Raw genomic sequence first — 19,589 nt, forward strand, 5'->3', positions numbered from 1 at the left:
CCCTGCGTCAGCTTGACAACGTTCGTTAAAACGAACACTTCCTTCGATGACGAGTGGGCCTGCGGGCCCGCCCCACGGAGGCGAGACGACGTGACTTCAGGCAACCCGACCCGACCCGGCCGCGCCCCGCTCGGAAGGGCCGCGCTCCTCGGCCTCGCCCTGGCGCTCGGCACCGTGGGTGCGGCCGGGGCGCAGACCGAAATCCTCAACGTCTCCTACGATCCGACGCGCGAACTCTACCGCGAGATTAACGCGGTCTTCGCCGAGGAATGGAAGGCCAAGACCGGTGAGACCATCACGATCCGCGCGGCCCATGGCGGCTCGGGCGCGCAGGCCCGCACGGTGATCGACGGCATCCCGGCCGACGTGGTGACGCTCGGCATCCCGTCCGACATCGACGCGATCTCCAAGATCTCGAAGAAGATTCCCGCCGACTGGCGCACCAAGCTTCCGAACGAGGGCCTGCCCTACACCTCGACGGTGGTGTTCCTCGTCCGCAAGGGCAACCCGAAGGCGGTCAAGGACTGGTCGGACCTCGCCAAGCCCGACGTGAAGGTCATCACCCCGAACCCGAAGACGTCGGCGGGCGGGCGCTGGAACTTCCTTGCCGCCTGGGGCTATGCCTACGAGAGGGAGGGCAAGGACAAGGAAAAGGCCAACGCCTTCGTCGGCAGCTTCTACAAGAACGTGCCCGTGCTCGACACCGGCGCCCGCGGCTCGACCGTGACCTTCGCCCAGCGGGGCTTGGGCGACGTGCTGCCCACCTGGGAGAACGAGGCGTTCCTCGTGCTGGAGGAGTTCGGCAAGGACAAGTTCGACATCGTCGTGCCGCCGACCTCGATCTACGCCGAGCCTCCGGTCGCGCTCGTCGACGCCAACGTCGACAAGAAGGGCACCCGCAAGCAGGCCGAGGCCTATCTCCAGTTCCTCTACGGCGACAAGGCGCAGGCGATCTTCGCCAAGCACCGCTACCGCCCGATCAAGCGCGAGGCGGCGAAGCCCGAGGATCTCGCCCTGCTGCCGGACATTAAGCTGTTCAAGATCGAGGACGTCCAGGGCTCCTGGGACGACATCCAGAAGCTGAACTTCGACAATGGCGGCCTGTTCGATCAGCTGAGCAAGCGATGAGCGACGCTCCCCGCCCAAAACGGCGCTTCCGCCAGAAGAGCGTGATCCCCGGCTTCGGGCTCACGCTCGGCTACACGCTCACCTGCCTCGGCGTGATCGTGCTGCTGCCGCTCGCGACACTGGTGGCCAAGGCCGCCGGGCTCGGGCCGGCGGGCATCTGGGCGGTCGCCACCGATCCGCGGGTGGCGAGCGCCTTGCGCGTCAGCTTCGGCGTGTCGCTGCTCGCCGCACTCACCGCCTCGATCTTCGGCGGCATCGTCGCCTGGGTGTTGACCCGCTACGACTTCCCCGGCCGCAAGCTCGCCGACGCGGTGGTGGACCTGCCGTTCGCCCTGCCGACCGCGGTCGCCGGCATCGCGCTGGCCTCGCTCTACGCCCCCAATGGGCCGGTGGGATCGCAGCTCGCCAAAATTGGCATCGAGGCGGCCTACACCCCGGTCGGCATTTTCATCGCCATGGTGTTCATCGGCCTGCCCTTCGCCGTGCGCACCGTGCAGCCGCTGATCGCCGAGATCGACAAGGAGGTGGAGGAGGCCTCCGCTATCCTCGGCGCCTCGCGGATCGCGACGCTGACCAAGGTGGTGCTGCCCCCGCTGATCCCTGCGGTGCTGACGGGCTTCGCGCTCGCCTTCGCCCGGGGTGTGGGCGAGTACGGCTCGATCATCTTCATCGCCGGCAACCTGCCCTACGTCTCCGAGATCGCCCCGCTGCTCATCGTCATCAAGCTCTCCGAGTTCGACTACGAGGGCGCCAGCGCCATCGCGGTGATCATGCTCGGCATCTCGTTCCTGACGCTGCTCGCCATCAACCTGGTCCAGGCCTGGAGCCGGCGGAGATTCGGCTATGTCTGAGGCCGTCGCCCCCTTTCCCGACACGCGGGACGACACCATCCGCCCGCCCCAAAGCGTGGTGACCGAGCGGCGTTACGTCCGCTGGCTCCTGATCGCCGTCGCCCTGACCTTCCTGGCCCTGTTCCTCGTGCTGCCGCTGATCACGGTGTTCGCGCAGGCGCTCGCCAAGGGCTGGGGCGCGTATCTCGCCGCCTTCACGGAAGCCGACGCGCGCTCAGCGATCGTGCTCACGCTGACCGTCGCGGCCATCGCCGTGCCGTTCAACCTCGTCTTCGGCGTGGCGGCGGCCTGGGCCATCGCCAAGTTCGAGTTCCGCGGCAAGAATCTGCTCGTGACGCTGATCGACCTGCCGTTCTCGGTCTCGCCGGTGGTCTCGGGCCTGATCTACGTGCTGGTGTTCGGCTCGCGCGGCCTGTTCGGGCCCTATCTCGTCGAGCACGACATCCAGATCATCTTCGCGGTGCCGGGCATCGTGCTCGCCACCGTGTTCGTCACCTTCCCCTTCGTGGCCCGCCAGCTGATCCCGCTGATGCAGGAGCAGGGAACCGCGGAGGAGGAAGCCGCGCTGACGCTCGGCGCATCCGGCTGGCACGCCTTCCGGACGGTGACGCTCCCCAACATCCGCTGGGGCCTGCTCTACGCGGTCCTGCTCTGCAATGCCCGGGCGATGGGCGAGTTCGGCGCGGTCTCGGTGGTCTCCGGCCACATCCGGGGCCTCACCAACACGCTGCCGCTGCACGTGGAGATCCTCTACAATGAGTACAACTTCGTTGCCGCTTTCGCCGTCGCCTCCCTCCTTGCCGGCCTCGCTCTTGTCACCCTCGCCATCAAATCCTTCCTCGAATGGCGCTACGCCGACGACATCGCGGCGGGGACACGCCGTCACTGACCGCGCGGGTCAGGCGACCGCGATCCGCATCGAGGACCTGTCGAAGACGTTCGAGACGGCCGCCGTCCTGCACGATTTCAATCTCGATGTGCGGGCGGGCGAGCTCCTGGCGCTGCTCGGGCCCTCCGGCTCCGGCAAGACGACGCTGCTGCGGATCATCGCCGGGCTCGACTTCCCCGACCGCGGCCGGATCATCTTCGGGCGCGACGACGCCACGCGGGTGCCGGTGCAGCAGCGCGCGGTCGGCTTCGTGTTCCAGCATTACGCCCTGTTCAAGCACATGACGGTGGCGGAGAACATCGCCTATGGCTTGAACGCCCGGAAGCGCTCGGAGCGTCCGGAGAAGGCCGAGATCAAGCGCCGGGTCGGCAATTTGCTCGACCTGATCAAGCTCTCGGGCTTCGCCGACCGCTATCCGAGCCAGCTCTCCGGCGGCCAGCGCCAGCGCATCGCGCTCGCCCGCGCGCTCGCGGTGGAGCCCCGCGTGCTCCTCTTGGACGAACCGTTCGGCGCTCTCGACGCCCAAGTGCGAAAAGACCTGCGCCGCTGGCTGCGCGAGATTCACGACCGCACCGGCCAGACCACGATCTTCGTCACCCACGATCAGGACGAGGCGCTCGAACTCTCCGACCGCGTGGCGGTGCTGGATCGCGGCCGGCTGGAGCAGGTCGGCACGCCGGACGAGGTGCAGGAGAACCCGGTCTCCCCGACCGTGCTGAAGTTTCTGGGCGACACGATCGAGGTCGAGGCCATCGCCCAGAACGGGCAGGTGCTGGTCTCGGGCCGCGTCACCCCGCTGACGGCGCCGCAGGGCGTGTCCGGCCCGGTCAAGCTCTACGCCCGGCCCTGGCAACTCCAGTTCGCCGACGCGGACACCGCCCATCTCCACGGCACCGTGCGCTCGTCCTATCGCACGCAAGGACGCCAGCGGATCGAGGTGGATCGCGAGGGCGCCAAAACCGTCGTGGTCGAGGCTTCCGACACGGCGCGTCTCGCGCAGGGGCGCGAGGTGGGGCTTCGGATCGTCGGCGGGTGGGTGTTTCCGTAAGGGGAGCGCCCGGCCCTCTCATCCCATCCAACCCCCTCATCCTGAGGTGCTGCGAAGCAGAAGCAGCCTCGAAGGAGGGCTCCAGCCAGCCGCGCGATCCCTGGCGCCCTCCTTCGAGGGCGCCGCTTCGCGTCGCCACCTCAGGATGATGGTGTGGGTGGGAGGCGCCGGGAGCGTGGCTCAGCGCGGCATCCGCAGCCCGAGCGCCGCGACGATGGCCGGATCGAACGCCCGCGTCGCGTCGTCGGTGACGAGGCCGAAGCCGTCGAAGAAATTCCAGTAGGCCCAGCCGAAACTGTCGCTTTCGATGGTCTCGCGCAGGTCCCGGATGTAGCGCGCCCGGTCGGCGGCGTTGGCCGCGACGTAGCGGGCGTCGCTGCGCAAAGCCCCGAACTCGCCGATCAGGATTTTCTGGGGGGCGATGCCGTTGGCTGCCGCCCAGTCGCGAACACCCGAGAGTCCGTGCTCCAGAAAATTTCGGTCGGGGCGAGCGTCGAAATATTCCCGCATCTTGGTCTCGGTCTCGGCATAGGCCGCCTTCGCCTCGGCCGCGGGGCGCTCCGTGTCCTGCGCCATCCGGCGGCGCACGGCGCCGAGCGTCGCCGCGAGCGTGCCGGCGCTCGCCGGCCAGGGCACGGCGTTGAGGGCGCGGTAGATCGGCTCGCCCCGCATCCACGGCGCGCCCTGGTGGGTGAACAGGTACGGCTCGTAGAAGTGAACGACGTACGTCAGCGGCCCGGGGCCGGCGAGCGGTTTGGGGTCGAGCGCTTGCAGCCCCGGCACCATGCTGCCGCAGGCGCCCGTGGCGGTGAGCGTCAGCGCGGGCGCCGCCGCGCGGGCCGTCGCCAGGAGGTCGCGTTGCAGGGCGGCCCACTCGGCCGAGCCGCAGGCTTGCGGCGGCTCGTTGACCGGCTCCAGTGCCGTCCGGGCCGGATCGAGACGTCGCGCGATCTCGACCACGAGGGCGCGGTAGGCGGAAAAGTCCGGCGCCTCGCGGCTCGCGATCAGCCGGCGTGAATTCCAGTGATGCGTCGCCTCGTTGATCTGGACGTTGACGACCGCATCGAGCCCGGCGGCGAGGCAGAGTCCGACCGCATCCTCCAACTCGTCGAGGAGTCGACGGCGAAACGGCGTCCCCTCGAACGCGAGGAACGGCCCCGGATCGACCGGGATCCGCACGAAATCGAAGCCGGCTTGCGCCAAGCGCTGCAGGTCGTCCTGCCGCGGCACCGGGCGCTGGTCCTGGAACGACGGCCACGCGTAGTCGGTGCGCGGGGCCGGATATTCCGTGGTGAGCGAGAACCACGGCCACAGGCTGATGCCCCGCCGCAGACGGGGCCTGGCCGGGTCGGCCCGCGACGGCATCGCCGCGCCGAGCGCCGCGGCCAGCAGTGTGCGCCGGGTCGGCATCTCAGCGCGGGCGCGGTGCGGCGTCCGGCCGAACCGCCGCGGGCGCCGCGTGGTGACTTCCCGCCCGCTCGGCGAGCGCGATCAGCTCCGTCTCGTAGCGGCCTAGCACCTCGGACCACGCGAACGCCTCCGCCGCCCGCATTCGTGCGGCGGCGCGGGCGGGGGCGAGTCGCTCCGGTTCTGTCAGGGCGAGATGGATCGCCGCCTCCAACGCGGCCTCGTCGCGGAAGGGGAACTGCCCCGGCCCGGTGGTCCAGGCGTTGAAGACGTTGTCGTGGGCGATCACCGCGTTGCCCGCCCACAGGGCCTCGACCAGCGACGGGTTGGTGCCCCCGACCCGGTGGCCGTGGAGATAGGCGCGGGCGTGGAAGCGCAGCGCCCGCACCTGCGCCGGATCGTAGATTCCACCGGGAAACAGAACCTCGTCGCCCGCCGCCGCCCGCACGGCACGGTGATAGGGGTTTTCCTCGTTGAGGCAGCCGAGCACGACGAGGCGTGCGCCCCGGCGGCGGCGCGAGAAGGCGCGCACGATCGGCAGGATCGAGTTGTCGGGCTCGATCCGCGCCACGCTCAGCAGATAGTTCTGGGGCTTCAAGCCGAGCGCGTCGAGCGGGGCGGTGGGCGCTTCCGTCACGGCGTCGCCGCCGTAGGGGATCGTCGCGATGGCGCTCCGCGGACGCCTTGTGGCGAGATGGTCGGCGATCGCCGGATGGTCGGCGATCAGCCGGTGCGAAGCCCAGGCGGCGATCCACTCGCTCACCCAGAAATAGCCCCGCACGGACCGATTCCATTTGGGCCGGCGCCACTCGATCCCGTCCATGTTGGTGAGGATCGTCTTGCCGTGCAGCCGAAGCCACGGCAGGAACGGGGCGCCATTGTAGCCGAGCACGAGGCAGAGCGCGTCGCGCGCGGCGGCGTGGCGGGCGCAGTGCCAGTCGAAGGCCAGCGTCGCGAGTGCCCCCTTTCGCGCCACCTCGACATGGACGAGTTCGATGCCCCGCCACGTCGTCGTGGTGAAGCGCCGCCGCAGGGTCGCGACCTCGTGCTGGCAATAGACCGTGACACGCCAGCCGCGGTTTGCCAGGTGCTGCGCCAGCCGCTCGGCCAGGGTCTCGAAGCCGCCATGCGCCGCCGGGATGCCGCGGGTGCCCAGGATCGCCACAGCGGGACGACCCATGCCCGTGGCACGCGGGCCCGGCCCTTGCTCAGTCTCCGTCAGCGGCGCCGGTTCGGTGCCGAAACGGGACGAGTCGAGGGCAGTGACCCCATGCGCATTGCCTGCATCCATCAGGGCTACGAACTCTACGGCTCGGACCGATGCTTCATCGAAACCGTCGGTGCCATACGCGATACGGTGCCCGAGGCGGACCTGAGCGTGATCCTGCCCCGAGAGGGGCCGATCGTACCGTTCCTGAAAGGTTTCGCGACGCGGGTGGACTACGCACCTCTGTGGATCTTGCGCCGAAAAAACCTCGGGCGACTCGCGACTCTGGGCCTGCTCGCCCTGCCCGCCGCGATTGTCCGCGCCCTGCGGCGCTTCGCGACGAATGATCTCGTCTACATCAACACCGCGGTGGTGGCCGACCATCTCCTCGCCGCCCGGTTCTTTCCGGGCCAAGCGATCCTCCACGTCCACGAGATCCCGCAGGGGCTCGCGCTCCGGGTGCTGCGCGGGCTGATTCGCTGGAGCCGGGCCGAGATCGTGTTCAACTCGCAGGCGACGCGCGCCGCCTTCGCCCTGCCGGAATCGGCGCGCGCACGGGTAATCCACAACGGCATCGCCGGCCCGTCTGCCGCTTTGCCGCAAACCTATGACGGCACGCTGCCCCTGCGGGTGCTGATGCTGGGCCGCCTCAGCCGGATCAAGGGACAGGACGTGCTGCTCGACGCCCTCGACGCCCTGCCGCCGGAGAAAGCCCGGCGGATCGAATTGCGCATCGTCGGCAGCGCCTTCGAGGACCCGGAGCTCGAGCGGCGTCTGGCCGCCCGCATCGCCGAAGGCCCTTACGCCGCGCGGGTGACGCTGCTCCCCTTTGCCCCCGATCCCGATCCGCATTACCGCTGGGCCGACATCGTCACTGTCCCCTCGCGCCTGCCCGAATCGCTCGGGCGCGTCGCCATCGAGGCGATGGCCTACGGCCGCCCGCCGCTGGTCTCGGCCATCGGCGGCCTCGCCGAAGTGGTCGAGGACGGCCGCACCGGCTGGTGCGTGCCGCCCGACCGGGCCGATGCCCTGGCGGCGGCTCTGGCCCGGATCGTCGCGACGCCGGAGGCGTGGGCGGCGTTTCCGGAGGCCGGGCGGCGGCGGTACGAGGCGTTGTTCACGGAAGCGGTGGCGCGGCGGGCGATCGGGGCGTTGGTCCGAGAGCGATGTCTCGATCCCCGCTCCCACCCACACCCTCATCCTGAGGTCCGCAGCGAAGCGGAGCCTCAAAGGAGGGCTCCAGGGATCGCGCGCCTTCTGGAGCCCTCCTTCGAGGCCGCTGGCGCGGCCCCTCAGGATGAGGGTGGGGGTGGGAGGACGGGACGGGAGACGCCCACCCCATGACGCGTTCGATGACCCGCCCCGATCTCCATCGCCTCGCCCGGCGCTTCGCCGTGATGCTGGGCGGCGAGGTGTTGCAGAGCCTGTTCCATCTCGGGCTCAACCTCGCCCTGGTGCGGGTGCTGTCGGCGCACGGCTACGGGCTGTTCGCCATCGTGTTCGGGCTGGGCGCCGTCGCGCTCACCTTCGTGCGGGCCCTGTGCGGCGTGCCGGCCGCGACCTTCATCCCGCAGGCGCGCGCGAAGCGCGTCGCGGGGGCCGAGGCGACCGCCTTCGGCACCGGGGCGCTCGCCCTCTGCCTCGCGCTGGGTCTTGGTACGGCCGCCGCCTTCGCGCCCTTCGTCGGCGCCGGATCACTGGCCGCCGGGGCGTTCGTGGCAGCGTGGTCGCTGCGCAGCTTCCTGCGCAACCTGCTCTTCGCCCGCGGGCGCGCCGGGATCGCGGGCGTGAGCGACCTCGCCTTCACGGCGAGCGGTACCGCGATTCTGGTGCTTCTCCTCCACAGCGAGACGACGGACGCTCTGCTGTGGGACAGCCTGTGGCTGCTCGCCGCCGCGCACGGGCTCGGCCTCGCCGTCGGGCTCGCGATCCTGCGTGAGCGGCTGCGCATCGCCCCGCGCCATGCGTGGCGGCGCTATCGCCGGCTGTGGCGCTCGCTCGCGTGGTCGGTCGCCGGCACCGCCACCGCCAACGTGCAGGCGCAAGGGCAAATGTTCCTCATCGCCGGGCTCGCCGGGCCGGCCGCCTACGCGCCGGTCGCGGCGGTGCTGGTGCTGCTCGCGCCGCTGCGGCTGCTCGGCACCGTCGTGGTCAACCTGATCCAGCCTGAAATGGCCCGTCTGATCGCAAGGGGCGATGCGCGTCGCCTGCGCTTCGTGCTCGCCGCGGGCACCGCCTTGCTGACCGCCGCCTGCCTCGCCTACGGCGCGGCCCTGGTCCTGCTGTTCGACATGGTCGAGCACCATCTCTTCGCCGACCGGTTTGCGGGCGAGCCGCTCGGCCTGATCGCCGCGCTCGTCTGGGCGACGGTGACGCTCACCATGCTCTATGCGGCACCGAAAACCCTGATCGAGACGCGCCGCGCCTTCCCCGAACTCGCCGCCATGGCGCTGGCCAGCGCCGCGCTCGGCATGGCGGCGGTGGCGGGCATCGTGGCGTTCTCCGCGCCGGCCTGGTCGATGGCCGGGGTCGCGGCCTCCGAGGTCGTCGTGCTCGTCTGGTGCTGGTGGGCGCTGCGGCGGCGCGCCACCCCGACCCGTTCCGAGGCACCCACTTCCCTGCCGCTCGCCAGGAGAGCCCCGTGATCGTCGCGGCCGAATCGATCCGCCCGCACGAAGCGGAGGCATCCACGGCCTACGAGGCCGTGCTTCATCGCGACGTGGCGGCGCTTACCCCCCTCTGGCGTCGGCTTCAGAGCGAGGGCGCCTGCACCGCCTATCAGCGGATCGAGTGGGTCGAGCCGCTGATCGCCCATCTCGCCGCCGCGCGGGGCGCCGAGCCGCTGATCGTCGAGATCCGCCGCGGCGGGCGGCCGATCCTGCTGCTGCCGCTCGCGCAGCTCCGACGCCGGGGCGTGCGGACCATCGAGGCGCTCGATCTCGGCACCTGCGACTACGCCGCGCCGCTCCTCGCCCCCGGCCCCGCGCCGACCGCTGAAGAGGCCGAACGGATCTGGCAGGCGGTGCGCGCCGTGCTGCCGCCGGCCGACCTGATCCGCCTCACCCGGATACCGGGCGATCTCGGCACGGTCGCCAACCCGCTGGCGCTGCTGGCCTGCGCCCGGCCGATCCCGCTCACCCGCTCCGGCTTCGCGCTTCAAGGCGAGCCCGAGACCCTGCTCAAGCGGGTGTGCAGCGCCTCGACCCACCGCGACCTGACACGGCGCGCCAACCGCCTCGAACGCCACGCCGACATCGCCTTCGTCGCCGCCACCGAGCCCGCCGAGATCGCCGCCCTGTTCGACACCCTCGTGGCGCAGCGCCGGGAGCGCTTCCGCGAGATCGGCCGGTTCGAGCCCCTGGACGAGCCGGCCGTGACCGCCTTCTACCGCGCCGCAGCACTCGCCGAGCCCGGCTCCGGCCTCGTGCGGGTGTTCGGCCTGCGAGCCGAGGGGGAGTGGATCGCCACCGCCTACGGCCTCGTCCATGGCGGCGCCTTCCACGGCGTGCTGCTCGCCATGGCGGGCGGACCGTGGCGCGCGGCGGCGCCCGGCCTGCTGATCGCCTCGCGCATCATGGTGTGGGCGCGGGGGGAGGGGCTGACCTATTTCGACTTCACCATCGGGACACAGCCCTACAAGGCGGGGTTCGGCCCGGTCGAGCGCCCGCTGTTCGAGATCGCGCAAGGCCGGACCCTGCGGGGACGGCTCGCCCTCGCCGCGAAGCGCGCCGCCGTCGCGGCGAAAGCGGAGCTGGAGCGCCGGCCCGCCCTGTTCGAACGCCTGCGCACCCTGGTCCGCTGGCTACGCCGGCAGCGCCAGCCGGCCACGAACCATCGTTCAGAAGAGAAGCAAGAAACTTAATCCGCTCGGCGGTGTGCGTGGTGTCACATCCGGAATGGAAGGCGATGCCTATATTTGTCATCAGCAGAGAGAAACAGGCCCGATCCCAGGGATGTGCTGCAAAAAGAGAATGAACACCCCATGAAGACGCGAGTCGCCGCCGTCGTTGCCGCCGTGTTGCTCGGCGCCACCGCTCCGGTCTCTTCCGCCTTGGCCTTCAGCGCGCCCGCTCCGATCGCGGGAACCGCGCCCGTCACGACCTTCGGGCCGGAGGTGACGGGGTCGCTGGGTGTTCATGACGACCAAAAATTCACGCGCTGCCCGATGAGCTCGGCCGCGGAGGGCAACGCCAACCAGCAGCACTTCCCGGTCAAGCAGTACGGTCAGGTCTCGGGCGGCGCCCGCTGCTGATCCGAAGCGGCCCGCCCGATGAGGGCGGGCCGCCCGCCTGGAACAATACTGCCGATACCCCGCCTCGATCAAAGTCTTCTCGGTCGAGACCTGCACGATGGGTCAGGCCCATCTTGCGAAAATCTCCCGAAGCTCCAGTTCGATCCACGCTCACGCCGTTGTGATGGATCGCACTGCACCACGGCCCGCATTGTGCGTGTGAGCCCGTAGCCGTCCGGCTCGGGCCCCGCGTGCCCTGCGGACGCAATCGAAACCCGAACCTTCTCTCAGAATCTCAGGAGTCGATCGACGATGCAGCTGAAGCCCGTTTCCTACGCCATGATCGCCGTGTTCGCCTGTGGTCTCATCGTGACGGCCGTCGGCTCGGTCAGCGTGCTGATGGGCGGCTGATCGGGCAGGCCCGTCGTGACGTTCTATCTCTCTGTAGCCGCACGATGATTTCGGAAAACCGGCCCCCCCTTTTTCGCATCGTGCTCTAGCCTGACCGGTCCCGGTCATCCCCGGCGGAAGCCCGCATCGCGGTCGAGCCGCAGCAGGAGGATGACCGGGATCAATCCGATTCCGACGATCAGGAGCGCGGCGGCGGCTCCGTCCTCGTAGGTGCCGCGCGCCGCCTCCCCGTAGAGATGCGTGCTCAGCGTCTCGACGTTGAGCGGGCGCAGCAGCAGCGTCAGCGGCAGCTCCTTGGCGATGTCCACGAAGGCGAGCAGCGCCCCGCTCAGGATGGCGGGCCATGCCAGCGGGATCTGCACCGAAAACAGGGTGGCGAGCCGCCCCCGCCCGAGCATCCGCGCCGCGTCGGGAATCGTGCGCGGGATGCGGGCGAGCCCGGCCTCCGTCGCCCCCACCGAGACGGTGAGGAAGCGCATCCCGTAGCCCATCACCAGCGCGCCGCCGGTGCCGAGGCCCACAATCCCCACCGCGGCTCCCGTCAGAACCGAGAGCCCCGAATCCATCAACGCCAGCGGCCCGAGCAGGCCCACCGCCAGCACCGTGCCGGGCATGGCGTAGCCGACCGCCGCCGTGCGGATCAGCGCCGTGCCGGAGCGGCGCCCGAGCAGGCCCGGCGCCGCCGCGATCATCAGCCCCAACGCCACCGTCACCAGCGTCGCGAGCCCGGCGTAAAGCACGGTGTTGCCGGCCTCCGCCAGCAGCGTGTCGGGCAGGCCCGCGCTGTTCACGCGCCGCCATGCCGAGACCGCGAGGTAGCCCGCGGGCAGCCCGAAGCCGACGATCACCGGCACGCTGCCGAGCCCCAGAGCGGCCGCGGCCTGCCATCCGTCGAGGCGCCGGCGGGCGGTCGGGCGCTCGCGTTGGCCCGTCCCGGCATAACCGCGCCCGCCGCGGGCGAGCCGCTCCAGCCCGACGAGGAGCAGCACGCAGGCCAGCATCACCAGCGCGATCTGCGCCGCGCCGGGCAGGTCCGAGCGGTTCACCCAGGTGGCGTAGACCTGCACCGTGAGGGTGCGGACCCCCAGAAATTCCGCGGCGCCGACATCGTTCAGCGCCTCCATCAGGGCGAGCCCGGTGCCGAGCGCGACGGCGGGGCGAGCGAGCGGCAACGCCACGCGCAGGAAAGTCCGGGCCGGCCCGGCGCCGAGCATGCGTGCGGCCTCCAACAGGCTGCCGGCCCGCATCAGAAAAAGTGCCCGCGTCGGCAGGTAGACGTAAGGGTAGAGCACGAAGCCGAGCAACCCGATGCAGCCGGGGAGCGAGCGCAGGTCCGGCAGTACGAGGTCGCGCGGGCTCGTCAACCCCAGCATCGCCCGCAATCCGCTCTGCATGGCCCCAAGCGGATGCATCAGGTCGAGATAGGCGTAGGCCACGACGTAGGTCGGCACCGCGAGCGGCAGCAGCAGCGCCGCATCGAGGAGGCGCCGACCGGGGAAATCGAAGGCCGAGACCAGCCACGCGGTCCCGGTGCCGAGCCCGATCACGAGCAGGCCGACGCCCGCGAGCAGCAGCGCCGTGTCGCGGATCGCCTGCGGCAGGACGTAGGCGGCGAGATGCGGCCACAGCTCGCCCGTGCCCTCCGCAGCGGTGAAAGCGAGCGAGACCACGGGCGCCACGAGAAGCGCCGCGAGCGCGAGCGCCGCCGCCCAGCCGAGCCCGCGGGCCATCGACACGGGACGGGGCGTCAGTTGTCGAAGCCCACCTTGTCCACGAGCAGGCTCGCGGCCTTGCGGTTGCGGGCGATCTCTACGAGCGGCGTGGTGTCGATGGTGAGCGTCCCGAAGGCGGAGAGCAGCGGATCGACCGCGGCGCCGGGCTTCACCGGATACTCGTAGTCGGTCTTGGCATAGAGCGCCTGGGCCTCGTCGGAGACGAGGTACTCCAACAGCTTGACCGCCTCGTCGCGGTTGGGCGCGTTCTTGGCCACGATGGCGCCCGAGACGTTGACGTGGGTGCCGCCGCCCTCAAACGTCGGCAGCACGACCTTGATCGCCTCGCCCCATTTCTGCTGGTCCGGTCCGCCGCGGCCCGAGCGCATCAGCCCGACATAGTAGGAGTTGGCCAGCCCCACCTCGCAGAGGTCGGCGGCGATGTCGCGCGCGACGTCCCGGTCGCCGCCCGCGGCCTTGCGGGCGAGATTGGCCTTCACACCCTTGAGCCACGCCTCGGTCTTCTCCGCGCCGTGGCGGACGAGGAAGGCGGCGATCAGGGCGGTGTTGTAGGGGTGCTGGCCGGGGCGGATGCAGACCTTGCCCTTCCAGGCCGGGTCGGCGAGCGACTCGTAGGTGGCGGCGGTGAGATCGTTCAGCCCCTTGTCGGCGTAGAGCACGCGGGCGCGCATCGACAGGCCGAACCAGCGCCCGTCCGCATCGCGGAGCGGGGCCGGCACTGCGGCCTCCAGGGTGGGGGAGCGCACTGCTTGAGCGAGCCCGCGATCGACCAGCTCGATCAGGTTGCCGATATCGACCGTCATGACGACGTCGGCCTTGGAGCGCTCGCCCTCGGCGGCGACCCGCTCGGCCAGCCCCTTCTCGACGAAGACGGTGTTGACCGTGACCCCGCTCTTGGCGCTGTAGGCGTCGAGCAGGGGGCGGATCAGGCCGGGCTCGCGGGTGGTGTAGAGGTTGACCTCCGCCGCCTGCGCCGTACCCGCGAGCGCGAAGAGGCATGCGAATGAACCAGTCCAGCGCAGGCGCGACACGATAAAACCCCCAGGATCGTCGAGACGATCAGGGTGTTATACAGGGCGTGACTGTCCGGCAAGGCGATTTTTGTTTGTAATTATTCCAACTATATTGTGTGCGTCAGCCCGCCTCCGGCCTGTGGGGGAAGACGAGCGCCCGTTCAGCGACGAGGCTGAGGCCGACGACCTCTGCGGCCTCGGTGTCGTGGGGCAGGCTGAGGCGCAGCGGCGCCGGAAGGCCGTTCACCGCGAGATCGAGGCGCAGATGCGGCCCGGCGAAGGCGCGGCGCAGCACGCTGGCCGGCCGGCCCTCGCCCGCCGGGCCGACGAGGATCGCGTCCGGCCGCAGGCAGACCCGGACGGCGCCGTCAGGAAGCGCGGTCGGGCCGGGGAGGGGGCCGAGCGGCGTCTCGATGCGGCCCGCCGCGGCGTGGCCTTCGATCTCCAGCACCTCCCCCAGCGCGCGGGCGGCGGCCGGGCTCGCAGGGGCGCGGTAGAGCGCTTCAGGGGTGCCGCACTGGATGAGGCGGCCGGCGCGCATCAGGGCGATGCGGTCGGCGACCTCGACGGCCTCCGCCGCGTCGTGGGTGACGAGGATCGCGCTGGCGCCCGCTTGCCGCAGCACCGTGACGGTGTCGGCCCGCACCCGGTCGCGGGTGCCCGCGTCGAGGTTCGAGAACGGCTCGTCGAGGAGCAGCACCCGTGGGCGCGGGGCCAATGCACGGGCGAGCGCCACCCGCTGCGCCTCACCGCCCGACAGGGTCGCCGGATAGCACCCGGCCCGCTCGCGCAAGCCGACTTCGCCGAGCCGCTCCAGCGCGACCCGCCGGGCTTCCGCGCGGCCGAGGTGTTTGAGCCCGAAGCCGACATTGGCCAGCACGGTGAGATGGGGAAACAGCGCGTAGTCCTGAAACATGAGCCCGACGCCGCGGGCCTCCGGCGGCACCGAGCGCCGGGCGTCCGCGATGAGGCGGCCGTCGATGCGGATTTCGCCCGCATCCGGCGCATCGAGTCCCGCGACGAGGCGCAGCAGGGTGCTCTTGCCGCAGCCGGAATCGCCGAGCACCGCCAAAATCTCGCCCGCGCCCAGCGCCAGCGACACCCGGTTGAGGGCGAGGCTGCGCCCGTAAGCCCGGCTCACCGCCTCGACGGCGAGCCGGGGCGGCGCATCCTCACCCGTCATCGTGCGACCGGACACGCCGCTTCCCCCGCTCGAACCCACCGCTTCCGGTTCCACGAGAGAACGCGCCGCGCCACCCCCGTCATCCCGCGACCGGTGAAAACCTTACCCGCCGCCCCGGCGCGGCGATCTTCTCAAAGCCCGCGCCCCGTGATATCCGGCCCCTTATGCGGGTGTAGCTCAATGGTAGAGCAGCAGCCTTCCAAGCTGAATACGAGGGTTCGATTCCCTTCACCCGCTCCACTCCCTTCCACCGGGAAACCGCCTTGCGGTTTCGGGATGTGACGGGTCGGGCCTGAACCGTTCGGGCTCCCGCTTCCAAACATCGGCAGATGAACCCGTAGCGGCCGTGGCCGGCGATCCGGCGCGCGCATCGCGGCGCGGGATATAGGACGGGCGACAGTCGCTCCGATCGGGTCGTTACGCTGCTCTGCTCGCTCAGGGGGGGCAGGTCCGGCGCATCGCCCCGGCGTTCTGCCCTGGGAACGAGACCCTTGAGGCGGCGATCGCCAATTGATAGGTTGCTAATCAATCGACCGGCTCCGACGATGCGTCCGGCTCGGTCCCGAAGGAAGGGGTCGGATGGCAGGCGAGGCCCTGAACCGGCGTTGGTTGACCTATACCCACGCGCTCCTCCTCTCCGGCCGCCAGTGGCGGCGGCTCGCCAACGCGACCACGGAGGCGCACGGCGTCTCCGAGGCGAAGGCGTTGCCGCTGGTGCTGATCGGACGCCTGGGCGGTGAGCCGCGCCAGACCGCGCTGGCCGAGGCCGTCGGTATCGAGGGGCCGTCGCTCGTGCGCCTGCTGGACCAGCTCGAAGCCGCCGGCCTTGCCTTACGCAAGGAAGACCCGACCGACCGCCGCGCCAAGGTCCTGAGCCTCACCGATACTGGGCGCGCCGTGGTCGCGCGGATCGAGGCCGACCTCGACCGGTTGCGGCAGGCGGTGTTCGCGGGGGTGAGTGCCGCCGATCTGGAGGCGAGCCTACGGGTGTTCCGGGCGATCCAGGATCACCGGGGCGGCCCGTCCGAGCCGGGCGAGGCCGCGCCATGACCCTGCCGGGCTGGCGCGATTGGGCGTTCTCGCTCAAGACCTTCGCGGCGGCCATGCTGGCGCTGTTCCTGGCGTTCTGGATCGACCTGCCGAACCCCTACTGGGCGCTCGGAACCGTCTACATCACCAGTCAGGTGCTCGCGGGCGCCACCCGCTCGAAGGCGCTCTACCGGGTGCTCGGGACCCTGCTCGGTGCCGTGGTCACGGTCGCCCTCGTGCCGAACCTCGTGAACGCCCCGGAACTGCTGACGCTCGCCATCGCGCTGTGGGTCGCGACCTGCCTGTACTTCTCCCTGCTCGACCGCACCCCGCGCAGCTACCTGATGATGCTCGGCGGCTACACGGCGGCGCTGATCGGCTTCCCCGCCGTCGGCGACCCCGGCACCATGTTCGACACCGCGGTCGCGCGGGCGGAAGAGATCACGCTGGGCATCCTCTGCGCCAGCCTCGTCAACACCGTGGTGCTGCCGCAATCGGTGGCGCCCGTGGTCACCGGCCGGCTCGACCTCTGGCTGCGCGACGCGCGGGCCTGGGTCATCGACCTTCTCGGCCGCGCCCGCACGGCGCGGGACACGCAAGGGGCGCGGCTGAAGCTCGCCTCCGACGCCGTCGCCTTCGATGCGCTCGCGACCCCGCTGCGCTACGACATGACCGGGGCGGAGCGGTCAGTCGAGGCGATGGCGACGTTGCGCCAGCACATGCTGATGTTCCTGCCCATCGCCTCCGCGGTCGCCGACCGCATCGAGACGCTGGAGCGGGCGGGACCCCTACTGCCGCGCCTGCGCGCCCTCCTCGACGACATGGCCGCTTGGCTCGCTTCCGGCACCACCGAACAGGGGCAGGCCGACCGGCTGAAGACCGCCGCCGACGCTCTCGAACCGGGACTCGGGGCGCGCCCGTCCTGGGATGCCCTGGTGCTCGCCAGCCTGCTCGCACGGCTGCGCGACTTCATCGACCTGCGCCAGGACGCGCGCATCCTCCAACGCCACATCGCCGACGGCACGCCGGTCACCGAGGATCTGACCTTCCGCTACACGGCCACTGCCCGCACGATCCGCCACCGCGACCACGGGATGGCGCTCCTTTCGGCGGTGGGCGTGTTCCTGACGATCCTCGTCACCTGCGCGATCTGGATCGCGACCGGATGGCCGCACGGCTCCGCCGCCCCGATGATGGCGGCGGTGGGCTGCAGCTTCTTCGCCGCGCAGGACGACCCGGCGCCGTTCATCGTCAACTTCGCCAATTCGGCGATCCTCGGGGCGCTCGGAGCCGGTGCCTACCTGTTCGCGGTCCTGCCGGTGGCCACCACCTTCGAGATGCTGGCCCTGGCGCTCGCCCCGGCGCTGCTGGTCTGCGGTGTCTTCATGGCCCAGCCCAAGACCGCGCCGCTGGCGATGGGTGCGGCGGTCAACGGCTCGGCGATGATCGCCCTCCAGGGCAGCTACAGCGCCGACTTCGCTGCGTTTGCCAACTCCTCCATCGCGGTCGTCGTCGGCATGTGGGTGGCGGCCATCGTCACGCGCCTCGTCCGCTCGGTCGGGGCCGGCTGGTCGGCCCGGCGCCTGCGCGGCGTCAACCGCCGCGACCTCGCCCGCGCGGCCGAGCACCAGGGCGCGCAGAACGGCCTCGAACTCGCCGCCCTGATGCTCGACCGCGTCGGCCTGATCGCGCCGCGGCTCGCCGCCCTGCCGTCGGACGACGCCGAGTGGACCGCCGACCTGCTGGCCGAGGTCCGCGTCGGCATCAACGTGGTGGAACTCCGGCGCGACCGGCGCCGACTGCCGAAGGCGGCGCGGGAGGCGGTCGAGGCGCTGCTCGTGGCGCTAGCGCGCCACTTCCGGGCCAAGCCCGCGGCCCCCGGCCCGGACCTGCTCGACACCATCGACGCGGCGCTCGATGCCGTCTCGGTCGAGGCACGTCAGGCACCGGGGCGCGCGGCGCTGATGGGACTCGTCGGCATCCGGCGCGGCCTGTTTCCGCAAGCCGACCCCTATCGTTCGACCAGCGAAGCGGAGCGCGCGGCATGAGCGGCGAATTCGACCTCTACGGCGTCTTCGTGCCGAGCCTGGCGGCCTGGATGCTGATCGCCTTCGCGCTCAGTCTACCCCTGCGGCGGGGGCTCGCCTGGGCCGGGTTCTACCGCTTCGTCTGGCACCGGCCCCTGTTCGATCTCGCCCTCTACGTCGTGCTGCTGGGCGCCGTCGTCGCGGTCGCGGTGCCGCTCACCTCCTGATCGACCGGCGCGCCCGGCCACGTCCCAGACCTTCCGGAATCCCCGATGCCCCGGTTCCTCGCCCTCTCGTTCCGCCTTCTCGTCACCCTGGCGATGGTCGCCGCGGCGATCGTCGTCGGGCTGGCGCTGTGGGACTATTACATGGAGGCCCCCTGGACCCACGACGGGCGCGTGCGCGCCGACGTGGTGCAGGTCGCCCCCGACGTGTCCGGCCTCGTCACCGAGGTGTTGATCGCCGACAACCAAGTGGTGAAGCGCGGCGACGTGCTGTTCCGCATCGACCCCGACCGCTTCGCGCTGGCGCTACGGCAAGCCGAGGCGATGGTCGAGGGCAAGAAGGCCACCGCCGTGCAGGCGGCGGCCGACTACGCCCGCTACCTCAAGCTCAGCGACGCGGCGGCCTCGCAGCAGCGCGTCGAGGCGGCGCAGGCGGCGGACCTCGAAGCCAAGGCCGCCTACGGTCAGGCGATGGCCGACCGGGATCTGGCCAAGCTCAATCTCGACCGCTCCGCCGTGAAGGCCTCGGTCAACGGGCGCATCACCAATATGGGCCTGCGGCCCGGCACCTACGTCTCGACCGGCCGCGGCGTGATGGCGCTGATCGACCGCGACACCCTGCGGGTGGAAGGCTATTTCGAGGAGACCAAGCTGCCGCGTATCCATGTCGGCGACCGGGCCGGCATCCGCCTGATGGGCGAGACAAGCACGCTGACCGGACATGTCGAGAGTTTCGCCGGCGGCATCGAGGACCGCGAGCGCACGGCCGGCTCGAACCTGCTCGCCAGCGTGAACCCGACCTTCGCCTGGGTGCGGCTGGCGCAGCGCATCCCGGTGCGGATCAAGCTCGACGGCGTGCCCGACGAGACTCGGCTCGTCGTGGGCCGCACCGCCACGGTGGCGGTCGAGCCCGGGGGAGCAGGCTCGCATTTCAGCCTGTTCGGCTCCTGGCGCGGCGCCCCTCCGCCCGCCGCCGGAGAGACCCAAGCCCGCTGAACGATTTTCCGGAAGCCTCGAGCATCGGCCCGAAAGGCGGGAGCCGGTTTTCGGAAAAAGCCGGTGCGGCACGATAACCTAGAGGCGCTACGACCTCGGGTTTACGCACCGGCGCCATTGCGAGGCGGCTTCTGCCGTCGCTCCATCGGCGGCGTGATTCGGACGGAGGGTGCGGAGCACCGGATTGCTTCGGCTTCGCCTCGCGATGCGGT

General features: G+C 70.9%; 17 protein-coding genes and 1 tRNA gene. 13 read left to right on the plus strand and 5 right to left on the minus strand.

The features are described 5' to 3' along the window. Positions 1-90: 90 nt before the first annotated feature. Genes ASG52_RS24960 through ASG52_RS24975 form a run of 4 tightly spaced genes read left to right on the plus strand, consistent with a single transcriptional unit; the run spans position 91 to position 3,916 of the window. Entirely contained in the window at positions 91-1,128 is a 1,038-nt protein-coding gene (locus ASG52_RS24960) for a sulfate ABC transporter substrate-binding protein (protein ID WP_056249439.1), read from the plus strand. Then, entirely contained in the window at positions 1,125-1,979 is an 855-nt protein-coding gene (cysT, locus tag ASG52_RS24965) for a sulfate ABC transporter permease subunit CysT (protein ID WP_056249441.1), read from the plus strand. Before ASG52_RS24960 ends, cysT begins: the two co-directional genes overlap by 4 nt. Beyond that, on the plus strand, positions 1,972-2,868 hold the full coding sequence (cysW, locus tag ASG52_RS24970; protein ID WP_056249444.1) for a sulfate ABC transporter permease subunit CysW: 897 nt from the start codon (positions 1,972-1,974) through the stop codon (positions 2,866-2,868). Before cysT ends, cysW begins: the two co-directional genes overlap by 8 nt. Before the next feature lie 22 nt (positions 2,869-2,890). Further along, positions 2,891-3,916 (plus strand): sulfate/molybdate ABC transporter ATP-binding protein, encoded by a 1,026-nt coding sequence (locus tag ASG52_RS24975; protein ID WP_056249942.1) that lies wholly within the window; start codon positions 2,891-2,893, stop codon positions 3,914-3,916. 180 nt (positions 3,917-4,096) lie between these two features. Here ASG52_RS24975 and ASG52_RS24980 read toward each other — a convergent pair whose 3' ends face one another. Together ASG52_RS24980 and ASG52_RS24985 are read right to left on the minus strand one after the other, a co-directional pair. Then, positions 4,097-5,326 (minus strand): glycoside hydrolase family 5 protein, encoded by a 1,230-nt coding sequence (locus tag ASG52_RS24980; RefSeq protein WP_056249448.1) that lies wholly within the window; start codon positions 5,324-5,326, stop codon positions 4,097-4,099. 1 nt (position 5,327) lies between these two features. Further along, a complete protein-coding gene (locus tag ASG52_RS24985; RefSeq protein ID WP_056249450.1) occupies positions 5,328-6,503 on the minus strand; it encodes a glycosyltransferase in 1,176 nt (391 codons plus the stop codon). Positions 6,504-6,593: 90 nt separating this feature from the next. On the opposite strand from ASG52_RS24985, the gene ASG52_RS24990 reads away from it, so the two are divergent. The 4 genes from ASG52_RS24990 to ASG52_RS25005 all read left to right on the plus strand — a co-directional run bounded on the left by ASG52_RS24990 (position 6,594) and on the right by ASG52_RS25005 (position 10,782). After that, positions 6,594-7,874, plus strand: a complete 1,281-nt coding sequence (locus ASG52_RS24990) for a glycosyltransferase (RefSeq protein ID WP_082552725.1) — start codon at positions 6,594-6,596, stop codon at positions 7,872-7,874. After that, positions 7,871-9,175, plus strand: coding sequence for an MATE family efflux transporter (locus ASG52_RS27720; RefSeq protein WP_056249454.1), 1,305 nt, complete (start codon positions 7,871-7,873; stop codon positions 9,173-9,175). Before ASG52_RS24990 ends, ASG52_RS27720 begins: the two co-directional genes overlap by 4 nt. Continuing rightward, positions 9,172-10,392 (plus strand): GNAT family N-acetyltransferase, encoded by a 1,221-nt coding sequence (locus tag ASG52_RS25000; RefSeq protein ID WP_056249456.1) that lies wholly within the window; start codon positions 9,172-9,174, stop codon positions 10,390-10,392. The genes ASG52_RS27720 and ASG52_RS25000 overlap by 4 nt, the downstream gene beginning before the upstream one ends. A 120-nt stretch (positions 10,393-10,512) precedes the next feature. Then, on the plus strand, positions 10,513-10,782 hold the full coding sequence (locus ASG52_RS25005) for a hypothetical protein (protein WP_056249459.1): 270 nt from the start codon (positions 10,513-10,515) through the stop codon (positions 10,780-10,782). Between the two features lie 494 nt (positions 10,783-11,276). Here ASG52_RS25005 and ASG52_RS25010 read toward each other — a convergent pair whose 3' ends face one another. The 3 genes from ASG52_RS25010 to ASG52_RS25020 form a co-directional block, all read right to left on the minus strand. Further along, a complete protein-coding gene (locus ASG52_RS25010; RefSeq protein ID WP_056249462.1) occupies positions 11,277-12,908 on the minus strand; it encodes an ABC transporter permease in 1,632 nt (543 codons plus the stop codon). Positions 12,909-12,919: 11 nt separating this feature from the next. Continuing rightward, positions 12,920-13,936 (minus strand): extracellular solute-binding protein, encoded by a 1,017-nt coding sequence (locus ASG52_RS25015; RefSeq protein ID WP_502691112.1) that lies wholly within the window; start codon positions 13,934-13,936, stop codon positions 12,920-12,922. 103 nt (positions 13,937-14,039) lie between these two features. Continuing rightward, positions 14,040-15,101 (minus strand): ABC transporter ATP-binding protein, encoded by a 1,062-nt coding sequence (locus ASG52_RS25020; protein WP_056249464.1) that lies wholly within the window; start codon positions 15,099-15,101, stop codon positions 14,040-14,042. 166 nt (positions 15,102-15,267) lie between these two features. Between ASG52_RS25020 and ASG52_RS25025 the strand changes: the two genes are divergently transcribed. The 5 genes from ASG52_RS25025 (at position 15,268) to ASG52_RS25045 (ending at position 19,377) form a co-directional block, all read left to right on the plus strand. Beyond that, a tRNA-Gly gene (locus ASG52_RS25025) sits at positions 15,268-15,341 on the plus strand. A 339-nt stretch (positions 15,342-15,680) separates the two neighbouring features. Next, positions 15,681-16,151: a MarR family winged helix-turn-helix transcriptional regulator gene (locus ASG52_RS25030; protein ID WP_056249466.1), complete on the plus strand. Its 471-nt coding sequence runs from the start codon at positions 15,681-15,683 to the stop codon at positions 16,149-16,151. Then, the gene (locus tag ASG52_RS25035) at positions 16,148-18,178 is read left to right on the plus strand and encodes an FUSC family protein (protein ID WP_056249468.1); all 2,031 of its coding nucleotides are present in this window, start codon (positions 16,148-16,150) and stop codon (positions 18,176-18,178) included. The genes ASG52_RS25030 and ASG52_RS25035 overlap by 4 nt, the downstream gene beginning before the upstream one ends. Continuing rightward, positions 18,175-18,384: a DUF1656 domain-containing protein gene (locus ASG52_RS25040; RefSeq protein WP_056249471.1), complete on the plus strand. Its 210-nt coding sequence runs from the start codon at positions 18,175-18,177 to the stop codon at positions 18,382-18,384. The genes ASG52_RS25035 and ASG52_RS25040 overlap by 4 nt, the downstream gene beginning before the upstream one ends. 45 nt (positions 18,385-18,429) lie before the next feature. Continuing rightward, complete coding sequence (locus ASG52_RS25045; protein ID WP_056249474.1) at positions 18,430-19,377, plus strand: efflux RND transporter periplasmic adaptor subunit; 948 nt, start codon at positions 18,430-18,432, stop codon at positions 19,375-19,377. Positions 19,378-19,589 lie beyond the last annotated feature (212 nt).

It is taken from the genome of Methylobacterium sp. Leaf456, from assembly GCF_001425465.1.
GTDB lineage: Bacteria > Pseudomonadota > Alphaproteobacteria > Rhizobiales > Beijerinckiaceae > Methylobacterium.

What these genes read in the sequence shown, in the direction of transcription:
- ASG52_RS25040 (WP_056249471.1), top strand. Translation starts at nt 18,175, where the DNA reads ATGAGCGGCGAATTCGACCTCTACGGCGTCTTCGTGCCGAGCCTGGCG.
- ASG52_RS25045 (WP_056249474.1), top strand. Translation starts at nt 18,430, where the DNA reads ATGCCCCGGTTCCTCGCCCTCTCGTTCCGCCTTCTCGTCACCCTGGCG.
- ASG52_RS25035 (WP_056249468.1), top strand. Translation starts at nt 16,148, where the DNA reads ATGACCCTGCCGGGCTGGCGCGATTGGGCGTTCTCGCTCAAGACCTTC.
- ASG52_RS25030 (WP_056249466.1), top strand. Translation starts at nt 15,681, where the DNA reads ATGGCAGGCGAGGCCCTGAACCGGCGTTGGTTGACCTATACCCACGCG.
- ASG52_RS24985 (WP_056249450.1), bottom strand. Translation starts at nt 6,503, where the DNA reads ATGGGTCGTCCCGCTGTGGCGATCCTGGGCACCCGCGGCATCCCGGCG.
- ASG52_RS24990 (WP_082552725.1), top strand. Translation starts at nt 6,594, where the DNA reads ATGCGCATTGCCTGCATCCATCAGGGCTACGAACTCTACGGCTCGGAC.
- ASG52_RS25020 (WP_056249464.1), bottom strand. Translation starts at nt 15,101, where the DNA reads ATGACGGGTGAGGATGCGCCGCCCCGGCTCGCCGTCGAGGCGGTGAGC.
- cysT (WP_056249441.1), top strand. Translation starts at nt 1,125, where the DNA reads ATGAGCGACGCTCCCCGCCCAAAACGGCGCTTCCGCCAGAAGAGCGTG.
- ASG52_RS24980 (WP_056249448.1), bottom strand. Translation starts at nt 5,326, where the DNA reads ATGCCGACCCGGCGCACACTGCTGGCCGCGGCGCTCGGCGCGGCGATG.
- cysW (WP_056249444.1), top strand. Translation starts at nt 1,972, where the DNA reads ATGTCTGAGGCCGTCGCCCCCTTTCCCGACACGCGGGACGACACCATC.
- ASG52_RS25005 (WP_056249459.1), top strand. Translation starts at nt 10,513, where the DNA reads ATGAAGACGCGAGTCGCCGCCGTCGTTGCCGCCGTGTTGCTCGGCGCC.
- ASG52_RS27720 (WP_056249454.1), top strand. Translation starts at nt 7,871, where the DNA reads ATGACGCGTTCGATGACCCGCCCCGATCTCCATCGCCTCGCCCGGCGC.